The 10,227-nt window shown below is 63.3% G+C and carries 9 protein-coding genes and 1 tRNA gene; 4 read left to right on the top strand and 6 right to left on the bottom strand.

The features are described from left to right. The coding region (locus Q4F91_RS11610) for a glycosyltransferase family 9 protein (RefSeq protein WP_303337882.1) at positions 1–944 on the top strand (944 nt) is incomplete at its 5' end. Here the strand turns inward: Q4F91_RS11610 and Q4F91_RS11605 are convergent. The 6 genes from Q4F91_RS11605 to Q4F91_RS11580 form a co-directional block, all read right to left on the bottom strand. Beyond that, positions 934–1,752 carry a glycosyltransferase gene (locus tag Q4F91_RS11605; RefSeq protein ID WP_303337881.1) on the bottom strand — a complete coding sequence of 273 codons (819 nt, stop codon included), beginning with the start codon at positions 1,750–1,752 and terminating at the stop codon, positions 934–936. The genes Q4F91_RS11610 and Q4F91_RS11605 overlap by 11 nt on opposite strands. A gap of 39 nt (positions 1,753–1,791) precedes the next feature. Next, positions 1,792–3,468, bottom strand: coding sequence for a DNA repair protein RecN (gene recN / locus Q4F91_RS11600; RefSeq protein WP_303337880.1), 1,677 nt, complete (start codon positions 3,466–3,468; stop codon positions 1,792–1,794). 33 nt (positions 3,469–3,501) lie between these two features. Continuing rightward, positions 3,502–4,404: an NAD(+)/NADH kinase gene (locus tag Q4F91_RS11595; RefSeq protein WP_303337879.1), complete on the bottom strand. Its 903-nt coding sequence runs from the start codon at positions 4,402–4,404 to the stop codon at positions 3,502–3,504. Between the two features lie 13 nt (positions 4,405–4,417). Continuing rightward, positions 4,418–5,179 carry a glycosyltransferase family 2 protein gene (locus Q4F91_RS11590; RefSeq protein ID WP_303337878.1) on the bottom strand — a complete coding sequence of 254 codons (762 nt, stop codon included), beginning with the start codon at positions 5,177–5,179 and terminating at the stop codon, positions 4,418–4,420. A 156-nt stretch (positions 5,180–5,335) separates the two neighbouring features. Continuing rightward, complete coding sequence (gene fabI / locus Q4F91_RS11585; protein ID WP_303337877.1) at positions 5,336–6,130, bottom strand: enoyl-ACP reductase FabI; 795 nt, start codon at positions 6,128–6,130, stop codon at positions 5,336–5,338. Between the two features lie 171 nt (positions 6,131–6,301). Then, the gene (locus Q4F91_RS11580) at positions 6,302–8,437 is read right to left on the bottom strand and encodes a LysM peptidoglycan-binding domain-containing protein (RefSeq protein WP_303337876.1); all 2,136 of its coding nucleotides are present in this window, start codon (positions 8,435–8,437) and stop codon (positions 6,302–6,304) included. A gap of 189 nt (positions 8,438–8,626) precedes the next feature. Between Q4F91_RS11580 and Q4F91_RS11575 the strand changes: the two genes are divergently transcribed. The 3 genes from Q4F91_RS11575 (at position 8,627) to Q4F91_RS11565 (ending at position 10,043) form a co-directional block, all read left to right on the top strand. Next, on the top strand, positions 8,627–9,391 hold the full coding sequence (locus Q4F91_RS11575; protein WP_303337875.1) for a class I SAM-dependent methyltransferase: 765 nt from the start codon (positions 8,627–8,629) through the stop codon (positions 9,389–9,391). Continuing rightward, a complete protein-coding gene (gene rnhA, locus Q4F91_RS11570; RefSeq protein ID WP_303337874.1) occupies positions 9,388–9,870 on the top strand; it encodes a ribonuclease HI in 483 nt (160 codons plus the stop codon). The genes Q4F91_RS11575 and rnhA overlap by 4 nt, the downstream gene beginning before the upstream one ends. Positions 9,871–9,968: 98 nt before the next feature. Continuing rightward, positions 9,969–10,043: transfer RNA gene (locus Q4F91_RS11565), tRNA-Val, on the top strand. Positions 10,044–10,227: the final 184 nt, after the last annotated feature.

Genomic DNA, 10,227 nt, shown 5'->3' with positions numbered 1-10,227 from the left:
ATATGTCCTTCGTACTCTGTCGCATCCCCAACCATGTCGGCGACTGCTGCATGGCACTTCCCGGACTCCGCCTTCTAGAAGCCAGCGGCTTCACTCCTGTCCTGACCGGCAAGCGCTGGGCCGAGGATCTGCTGGCCGGCACCGGATGGCGTTTTGAGCCGATCGAAGGCCATGTCTCAGAGGATCTTTCCCGCATCCGCAACATCGCCAAGTTCTTCGGGGGGCATCCGCAGGGACTGCTTTTCCCGAACTCCTTCAACTCCGCACTGCTTTACTGGGTCGGCAGCATCCGCAGCACGGGCTTTCCGACGGATTTCCGCAGGATGCTGCTCGCACAGTCCGTTCCCGAACCGGGAAAGATGCATGAGGTGGAGCGTTTCTTCACACTCGCCCATGAAGCCATTGAAGCCTGGGGAAAAACGCCGGCCTGGGACAAGGTGCCTCCGCAGCTTGGACTCACGCCGCTCAAGCGTCATGAGGCCGGAGCCCGAAACCTGATGGAATCCAACAACATTCCTCAGAAATTTGCGCTCCTTGCCCCCGTTGCCCGCGGTCTGCACCACGGCAAGAAGAAGCACTGGGAACACTTCAACGCGCTCTGCGCTCCGCTTCGGCAGATGGGCATTGAGCCTGTCGTCTTCCCCGCAGTGCGCGAGGTGGATCAGGTCAAGGCCGCCTGCCCGGATGCCAGGATCTGCCCGCCCACGACGCTCGGCACGCTTGCCGCGCTCGCGAAGCGTGCGAGCGTGGTCATAGCCAATGACTCAGGCCTCAGCCATGTCGCCGCAGCCGTCGGCGCAACGCAGATCACCCTGATCGGCGTCACGGATCCGACGCGCACGAGCCCCTGGAACCCGCATGCCATGGTGCTCGGGAGCCTGGAGAAGGGCTGGCCCACGCTGGACGAGGTGCTCGCGGCAGTGGAGAAATCCGTCAGAGGCTGATGCCTTTGACGGGCTGCACCACTTTCTGCCTGATGCGTTCCTCAAGCAGGCGCATCTTTTCGGTCTGGTCCTTCCTGGTGTTCTGTCTGTGCCACAGGTGATAGACAGGTATGCCGCCGAAGCGACCGGATCGAAGCGGAACGCCTGCGTTGATCAGGCGAATTGCCATGTCGGAGTCCTCCTGTCCCCAGCCTTCGAAACTTTCATCCTGACCGCCGACTTTCAGGAAGTCTTCTCTGCTCAGACCCCAGTTGCAGCCGCGCAGATGCTGCCAACGGCTTCCCGCACGATTACGCAGGAAATTGCCGAGCGGCAGGACGGTCGCCGCAAAGGACCGGTTGCACTTGCCCGCACGGCAGAGCTCGCGGGCGGCGCGCCACGAATCGAACTGCTCGAATTCGACCGACTCACCTTTATCAAGAAGCTCCTTGGTAAACAGCTCCTCGAGCAGGATGCGCGGACCGACGATCGTGCGCCCCTGCTGAATCAGTGAGCGATAGCGACCGATGAAATCCTTCGGGACGATGCAGTCCCCGTCAATGAAAATGAGGAAATCTCCCGTCGCCTTTTTCACCGCCTCATTGCGGGATCGCGCCAGACGGAAGCCTTTGTCCTCCTGCCAGGAATGAATGACCGGGACGGAGGAACGCGCGGCCATTTCCTCAATCAGTTTCCGTGTTTCCTCGCCGGATCCATCATCCGCCACGACGATCTCAAAGTCTCCGTCCGTCTGCCTCATGAGCGACAGAAGGGAAAGCCTCAGTGCCGAGGGCCAGTTGTAGGTCGAGACGATGACTGAAATTTTCATTGAACTTTCTCCGCCGCCTTGGACAGCGTCAATCCGGAATCAGGACCCGCTGTCCTGTTTCTCCGCGCCGCCACGGACCATTTCCTCGGCGAGCACCTTGGTCTTCTGAGTGATGAGCAGACCGCCGAGCATTCGAGCGATCTCATCAACACGGGGCTGTCCTGAGAGTTCCTTCAGGTAGGAAAGCGTTTCAAAGCCGTCGGAGACCTTCTCCACCTTGAGGTGATGATCACCGCAGGCCGCGACCTGCGGGAGATGCGTGACGCAGAGCACCTGACGCGTTTCGCCGAGGCGCTTCATCATCCGCCCCACCACCTCGCCGGTGGCGCCGCCCACGCCGCTGTCGACCTCGTCGAAGATGAGCGTCGGCACGGAACTGCTCTTCGAGGCCAGCGTGAAGATCGCAAGGCCGATGCGGGAAAGCTCGCCGCCGGAGGCGACCTTCGCCAGAGGGCTCACGTCCACCCCGGGATGACCCGCCATCAGGAACTCACAGCGCTCCGCGCCGTGCTCCGAGGGCGGCGTGTCAATGAAGGTCACCTCAAACCGGCCACCCTTCATCGAGAGTTTCTGCATCTCGGCCGTGACGGCCTTGGCAAAGCCCTTCGCCGCGGCCCGGCGCAGACGGGAAAGTTCCGCCGCTGCCTTGTCATAGGCCGCACGAGCCGTTTTCTCGTCCGCCTTCAGCTGGTCAAGATTCTCCTCGTTCCGGAGTTCCGCGAGCCTTGCCCGACTCGACGCCTCAAGCTCATGGAGAAGCTCGGGCTCAGTGCGGTACTTGCGCGCAAGGTTGAAGTACTTGGAAAGCCTTCGGTCAACCTTCTCGAAGCGGCTTCCGTCACTTTCGGTCCGGTCAAGAATGTCCTCCAGGTCTCCCGCAGCATCGTCGATGAGATCCGAAATCGTCGAGAGGGTCTCGCAGACGTTTTTCAGGCGCTCGTCGTACTCGGCGAGTCCCTCGAGTTTCATCTGCGCCTTGGTGACGAGATCCCCGGCGGCGTCCTCGCCCTGCGTGAGCCATTCGATCGATTCGTTGAGGCCTTCCGTGATGGCCACGGCATGCGCGAGACGGTTGTGCTCCTGATTGAGCGACTCCCACTCGTCCTTCTTCGGGCCCAGCGAGTCCAGGTCCTCGAGGAGCCATGTCAGCTGCTCAATCCGGCCCGCGCGGACCTCTGCGCTTGATGTCGCCTCGGCCAAGCGCTTCGCCTTTGCGTTCCACGAGGCAAACGCCGCCTTGACAGCCTCCAGCGCCGCGCCGTCCTCGGCGCAGGCGTCAAGAATCCGCAGCTGACAGGCGGGCTTCAGGAGCAGCTGATGCGCATGCTGGCCCTGAATATCGACCATGGTGTCGCCGAGTTCACGCAGCTGCGAGAGCGTCACCGTGATGCCGTTGATCCAGGCCCGGGAGCGGCCGTTGCGATCAATGCTTCTGCGAACGAGAACACTCTGTGCGCCGGCCTCAAGCAGTTCGTTCTCCGCGAGCCAGGTGCGGGATGCGTCCGAGAGACTGAACTCGGCGACGATGTTCGCGCGCTCCGCCCCTTTTCTGACGAGCTCGGAATCGGCACGTGCGCCTCGGATAAGCTGAATCGCATCGATCAGGATGGATTTGCCTGCACCGGTCTCGCCGGTGAGCACCGTGAAGCCGCCCGCGAGATCAAGCGAAAGCTGATCCACGATGACGAAGTCCTTGAGGCTTAGCGTCGTGAGCATCTTGATATCCTGATCCGAGTAGGAGCCTGACAGTCACTCGCCCGAGTCGTCGCGGCGCGCAATGCGCTTCACGCTCGCCGGGGAGAAGTTCCACTTGAGCTTGCGGCGCAGCAGTTCGAAATAGTCATAGTTGAGCGGATGGAGCATCTCGATCTTCCGGTCGGAGCGCTCGATCCGGAGCACGTCACCGGGAAGCACGTCGCAGAATTCCTGCATGTCGAAATAGGCGACTGCGTCACGGGCCTTCACAAGCTCGATCTCTATGCGCAGGGTCGCCGGGATGACGATCGGGCGGTTGGAGAGCGTGTGGGGCGCGACCGTGACAAGCTGCACGGCATCGAGCGACGGATAGAGAATCGGGCCGCCGGCGGCGAGCGCATAGGCGGTCGAGCCCGTCGCGGTCGAGCAGATGATGCCGTCCGCGGACTGGCTGCTCATCTGACGTCCGTCAACATAGATGATGAAGTCCACCATGCCACCCGCACGACCGTGGCTGAAGCCGAGGTCGTTCACGGCGAGGTTCTGGTAGATGGGCTTCCCGCCGCGGAGCACCGTTCCCTCAAGGAGGTGACGCTTGTCGGATGAGCACTCGCCGCGAAGCATCGCGGGCAGCACCGTGTCCATGTCCTCGAGCACCACGTCGGTGATGAAGCCGAGACGTCCCGCGTTGAGGCCGATGATCGGACGCTCCCACTCGGAGATGTCACGCGCGACGCCGAGAATCGTGCCGTCGCCGCCGAGAATCACCGCGACCTCGCAGAGCTCGCCGAGCTTCGCGCGTGTGTAGCCCGTGAGCTTCCTGCTCTTCGCGAGAGCCTCGGCGACGCGCTCCTCAACGAGCACCTCATGGCCGGCGTCCTCAAGAACGCCGATCAGGTGCTCGAGCACGACGGCCTGGCTGTCAGTGGGCTTGACGAATATGCCGATTTTCTTCATGGATGTTCAGAGGTCAGAGCTCGCCCGAGTAATGCTTCAGGAAATAGTACTTGACGTACTTGTTCATCGTATAGAAGGCGTGATTCATCGAGAAGATGAATCCAGCCTTGCCGTCGAGAAATCCCCGGTTGATGAAGTACACCTTGATGAAAGCCCAGACGGGGCGGAGCATGATGTCCTTGACGAAGGACACCGACTTGCCGCGCTCAAGATACTTTTCCGCGGAAAGCTCCGTGTAGGTGTTGAACTTGTTGAAATAAAGCTTCCAGTTCCGGTAGGGGTAGTGCGTCAGACCGCCCTCGCGGATCCTCACCTTTTGGCAGCTGACCCGGATCTCCTCATGCACCTGTCCGTGGACCGTGACCGTGCTCTTCGGCATGAAGCGGCACACCCAGTCGGGACGCAAAATGCCGTGGGTCACCTGGATATGACGGAATGCGTTGTGCCTCTGGACCTCGTAGGCCCGGTCATCCTCCGAGGCAGCGCGCTGAAGCGCCTCGGCAAGCTGAGGCGTGACCCGTTCGTCCGCATCAATGAGGAACACCCAGTGTCCGGTCGCCTGCGCGATCGCAAAGTTCTTCTGCGCGGCCCAGTCTCCGGCGAGCGCGCGGTTGAAAACCTTCGCGCCGAGAGAACGGGCGATCTCGACGGTTCTGTCCGTGCTGCCGTCATCAACGACAATGAGTTCGTCGGCGAAGGCGCAGCTCTTGAGGCAGGCCTCGACATTGACCTCCTCATTGCGCGTGAGCAGCACGGCGGATATGGTCTTTTTCACGGGCGGGCTCCTTTTCCTTGAGGCCGGTGTCTGACGAATGCTTGGGAATAAAGCATACCGCCTGATGCGGCAAAGGCCCCGGAACGGCGTCTCGTCGTCTCCGGAGCCTTGAACTCTCTTCAGGGAGTGCCGGAGGCACTCCCCTCACGGGCCTGGTCAGGCCTCTTCCTCGACGCCGCCCACGGCGATGGCATGGAAGCCGGCGTCAACGTAGATGTTGTCGCCGGTGATGCCGCTCGCGAGGTCGGAGAGCAGGAACGCTGCGGTGTTGCCGACTTCCTGAATCGTCACGGTGCGGCCGAGCGGAGCGCTCTTCTCCATCACGTGGAGGAGCTTGCTGAAGCCCTTGATGCCGGAGGCTGCAAGCGTCTTGATCGGGCCGGCGGAAATGGCGTTCGCGCGGATGCCCTCACGGCCGAGACTCGCGGCAAGGTAGCGCGTCGAGGACTCAAGCGCGGCCTTTGCGAGGCCCATCGTGTTGTAATTCGGCACGACGCGCTCGCCGCCGAGGTACGTGAGCGTGAGGATCGAAGCCTGGCGACCCTTCATGAGCGGGAGGAAGGCCTTGGCGAGCGCCGGATAGGAATAGGCCGAGATGTCGAGGGCGACACGGAAGGCCTCGCGGGAGAGGCCGTCAAGGAAGTCACCGGCGATCGCCTCGCGCGGCGCGAAACCGATCGAGTGAACGAAGCCGTCGAGGTAGCCCCACTTCTCCTCAAGCGACTTGACGGCGGCGGCGATCTGGTCGTCCTGCGTCACGTCAAGCTTGAGAACGATGTCGCTGCCGAAATCAGCGGCGAAGCCCGCAAGACGATCGCGGAAGCGCTCGTCGGAGTACGAGAAGGCGAGTTCGGCGCCTTCGCGGTGGCAGGCCTGGGCGATGCCGTAGGCGATGGAGCGGTTCGAAATGACGCCCGTGATCAGAATCTTCTTGCCGGTGAGGAATCCCATGCTGGTTCTCTTCGTGTTGAATGGGACGCTTCTGAGGGAAGCGCCGAAAAGGGTGACCCGCGGCGAGAGGTCACACGCCCGGGCTCGAATCTGATAATTCTAGGCGGAAGGAGGCCTTCGGCGCCATTGCGAAAATTCGCACGACCCCGTTTTACGACGTTCGGATGATCCTCACGGGAGGGTGAGCGTCTGCCCGACCGAGAGCCGGTTCGTGCTGAGTCCGTTCACACGACGGAGCTCGCTCACGGTGGTCCCGTTGGCCGCGGCGATGCCCGAGAGCGTGTCGCCCGAGCGCACGCGATAGGTGCGCCCCGGGGAGGCATCCGCCCCGGTCTCGGCAGCGTTTCCGGCGAGGCGTTTCGCGGTCGCCGGGATCACCAGCCGCTGACCAATTGAAAGGTTGCTGCCGCGCAGGCCGTTTGCGGCGCGCAGCTTCGCCACCGTGGTGCCGTAGCGGCCCGCGATGCCCGAGAGCGTGTCACCGGAACGGACGACGTGCTCGGCCGTGCCGGGACTCGCTGAAGTGGCCGGCATCGGCGGGGCCTTCGGCGCGTCTTCCTCCGGGATCTCCAGGCGGTCCCCGACGCGGAGCGCAGAGGACGTGAGGCGGTTCTGACGGCGCAGCTTCTGCACCGAGACGCCGTAGCGCGAGGCGATCGAGGAAAGCGTGTCGCCCGAGCGCACGGTGTAGATCACCGTGTCCGAGGTTTCGACACCGGCGGCAGGGATGCGCAGACGCTGGCCCGCACGGATCGTGTTCCCCGAGAGGCGGTTCGTCATGCGCAGCTCATCAACCGTCACGCCGTACCTGCGGGCGATCGAGAAGAGCGACTCGCCGGAACGGACGGCGTGAATGACGTGATTCCCGGAGGAGGAGGACGCCCCGGACGTGCGCTTCGCAGCGGTCTGAATGGGCGAGCGCGCCACATTCGGCACCGTGAGGACCAAACGCTGCCCGATCCGCAGGCGGTCCGAGCGCAGGCGGTTCGCCTGCACGATCGACTTCTGCGTGATGTGCCAGCGGCGGGCGATCGTCGAAAGGGTGTCGCCCGAACGGACGCGGTACGTGACCCTGCGCCAGGTGGTGAGCGGTGAGAGTCTCAGCTTCGCATCGGCCTCCTCGGCCGAGATGTCCATCTGCTCCTCGCCGTCGGCGAGCACAAGGAGCGTTGAATTCGCAAGCACCTTGCGGCCCGCGGGAATGCCGTTCACCTCGCGCAGATACGACTCCGTCATGCCGGCGCGCTCTGCGACGGCGGCGAGGGTCTCGCCCTCCTGCAGCTTGTAGGTGGACCAGTGCGAGAGAGGCTGCCCCGAATCCATCCAGCTCGCCAGGTTGTCGACAAAGAAGTCGAGGCGGTCCGCGGGAAGCAGCATCACGTTGTTGTGGGAGGCGACGATCACCGGAAGCTTGAAGCTCGGATTGAGCGCCCTGAAGTCGCTCTCGCTCATGCCGGCGAGCTCGGCCGCGGTCTTGAGATCGATGTCACGGGGCTTCGTGACGCGCACGAAGAAGGGTTCGTTGCCGACGTCGGGAAGCTCGATGCCGTACTTTGCAGGGTCGCTGACGATGCGCTTGATCGCCTCGAGCTTCGGGACGTAGTTGGCGGTCTCCCTCGGCATCCTGAGGTGCGAATAGTCGGTCGGGCGCTTTCTAGCGGCCTCGCGGCGGATGGCGCGCTGCACGCTGCCCTCGCCCCAGTTGTAGGCGGCAAGGGCCAGCTGCCAGTCATGGAAGAGACTGTGGAGGTATTCGAAGTAATCGAGCGCCGCGCGGGTGCTCTCAAGGACGTCCCGGCGGTCGTCGCGCCAGAGGTTCTGCTCAAGGTCGTAGTTGGCGCCCGTGGCCGGCATGAACTGCCAGAGCCCCGAGGCCTTGGCGCGGGAGAGCGCCTCGGGCTGGAAGGCGCTTTCGACGAAGGGCAGGAGCGCGAGCTCCGTCGGAAGCTTCCGCGCCTCCACCTCCTCGATGATGTTGTAGAGGTACTGGCTCGCCCGGAGCGCCATGCGCTGCACGTACTGCGGATCCTTCGCGTAGTACTCGGTCCAGCGGTCGACGGTCTTGGAATTGAGCTCGGGAATGGCAAAGCCCGAGCGGATGCGCGCCCAGACGTTCGAGGGGATTCCCTGCTCGCGCTCGAGCGCCGCCTCGGTCGCCTCCACCTCGACCTGCTCGACGGCATCAGCGGACTCCATCACCGCGGGCGTCCCGCCCTCGTCCCCCTCCGCGGCATGCGCGGCCTGCCCGAGCGGGAGGCAGAGGAGCGTCGAGATCGCTGCGGCAAGCGAGATTCTTTTGAACGGCATGGCGGGGTTTCAGGAGCGGTGTGGGAGGCGGAAATTGGTTAATCTTAATGCCTCGGCTCCGCCCTCCCGCGCCCGGCACGCCCTTCGCGACCGCCCGCAGGGAGCCAAATTGCGCAACGAATTGTTAGCGCTTTCCGGGACTTTTTCCTTCTTCAGCCGCAGGGCTTCTTCATCCCTTCGACCCCAGGCATGTCAGAAACACTTTCCTTCAGCGACTTTCTCGCGCTCCCGCCCGGAGAACTGCTCCTTGAGTGGGAAACGTCCGCCTACGGCGAACTGACGGCTGACGTGTTCGGTGCCGACGCGCTTCAGATCGGCATGCCGCAGCTCGACACGCTTTCCGAGAACCGCATGCAGTCGCACTGGCTCATTGAATCGTCCGAGATCTTCCCGGCCGAGAGCGAGCGTGCCCGCAGGATCGTCGCCGATCCGGAGGCGCTTCCCGTCGCCACGGAGTCGATCGGCCTCGTGACGCTCCCTCATGCGCTCGACTTCGCAAACAATCCTCAGCAGACACTGCGCGAGGCGGTCCGCGTGCTTGAGCCCGAGGGACGGCTCGTCCTCACGGCCTTCAACCCGCTCGGGCTCTGGTGGCTGAGGCAGCAGTCGGTCAAGTGGGGCGCGAAGCCCTATCTCCCCTCGAGGCTCTCGCCCATCCCGCTCTCACGCCTCAAGGACTGGCTCACGCTTCTCGGGCTTGAGATTGACCGCGGCCGCTTCGGTATCTATGCGCCCGGCCTCAGGAGCATGAAGCGCCTGCGCTCGTGGGGGTGGCTTGACAAGGCGGGCGACCGCTGGATGCCGCAGTTCTCGAACCTCATGCTGCTCTCCGCAGTCAAGCGTACGCGGGGCGCTCGCATCGTAAACTGCGCCTCCCTGCGAAGGCTCTCAGAGGTGCCCGCCGGAGTATCGGCGGCCTCCACCTCCACGACACTCAAGACAAACGAAGAATGACTGAAAAATCCCCTTCCCCGCGGCCGGTTGAGATCTGGACGGACGGCGCATGCAAGAACAATCCCGGCGTCGGCGGCTGGGGCGCCTGGCTCGTCTGGGGCGAGCACACGCTTGAGCTCTATGACGGCGAAACCCTCACGACGAACAACCAGATGGAGCTCACGGCCGTCATCAACGCGCTCTCGGCCATGAAGCGCCCCTGCCCGATCATCATCCACACCGACAGCAGCTACGTGAAGGACGGCATCACAAAGTGGATCCACGGCTGGAAGCGCAACGGCTGGCGCACCGCGGACAAGAAGCCCGTGAAGAACGCCGAGCTCTGGCAGAAGCTTGACGAGCTCGTCAGCGCCCATTCGATCGAGTGGCGCTGGGTGAAGGGACATGCCGGCGACCCGGGCAACGAGAAGGCCGACGAGCTCGCCAACCTCGGCGTCGAGGCCGCGCTCGGCAAGCGCCCGGCGAAGCGCCTCAAATAATCCGTCTGCGAGTCCAGCAGTACCGCGAACACGGTATATAGCCATCCAAGGCCTTGCAAAAACGCGCCGTCTCTGACAATATTTCGTTTCTCGCAAATGCGCGGTTAGCTCAGGGGTAGAGCACTGCCTTCACACGGCAGGGGTCACTGGTTCAATCCCAGTACCGCGTACCAGAATTCAGAAAGCCCGCGTTCCTCAGGTTCGCGGGCTTTTGCTTTGTCTCACGCAAGGGGCCAACGATAGAAAAAGGCCCCGGACAATCATTCCCGGAGCCCTCTCCCAAGTTCTCAGTCTGCAGCCGGAGGCTCACCTCCTGACGGCGGGCAAGTATCAGAGTTCCTCGACCTCGTCGCCCTT

The organism is Sutterella sp., assembly GCF_030539355.1.
Lineage (GTDB): Bacteria > Pseudomonadota > Gammaproteobacteria > Burkholderiales > Burkholderiaceae_F > Sutterella.
Note: the sequence above shows the minus strand (reverse complement) of the source record. Positions and strands in the feature narration are given on the sequence as shown.

Coding starts and splice junctions, on each gene's coding strand:
- recN (WP_303337880.1), bottom strand. CDS start 3,468: ATGCTCACGACGCTAAGCCTCAAGGACTTCGTCATCGTGGATCAGCTT.
- Q4F91_RS11605 (WP_303337881.1), bottom strand. CDS start 1,752: ATGAAAATTTCAGTCATCGTCTCGACCTACAACTGGCCCTCGGCACTG.
- Q4F91_RS11575 (WP_303337875.1), top strand. CDS start 8,627: ATGTCAGAAACACTTTCCTTCAGCGACTTTCTCGCGCTCCCGCCCGGA.
- Q4F91_RS11580 (WP_303337876.1), bottom strand. CDS start 8,437: ATGCCGTTCAAAAGAATCTCGCTTGCCGCAGCGATCTCGACGCTCCTC.
- fabI (WP_303337877.1), bottom strand. CDS start 6,130: ATGGGATTCCTCACCGGCAAGAAGATTCTGATCACGGGCGTCATTTCG.
- rnhA (WP_303337874.1), top strand. CDS start 9,388: ATGACTGAAAAATCCCCTTCCCCGCGGCCGGTTGAGATCTGGACGGAC.
- Q4F91_RS11595 (WP_303337879.1), bottom strand. CDS start 4,404: ATGAAGAAAATCGGCATATTCGTCAAGCCCACTGACAGCCAGGCCGTC.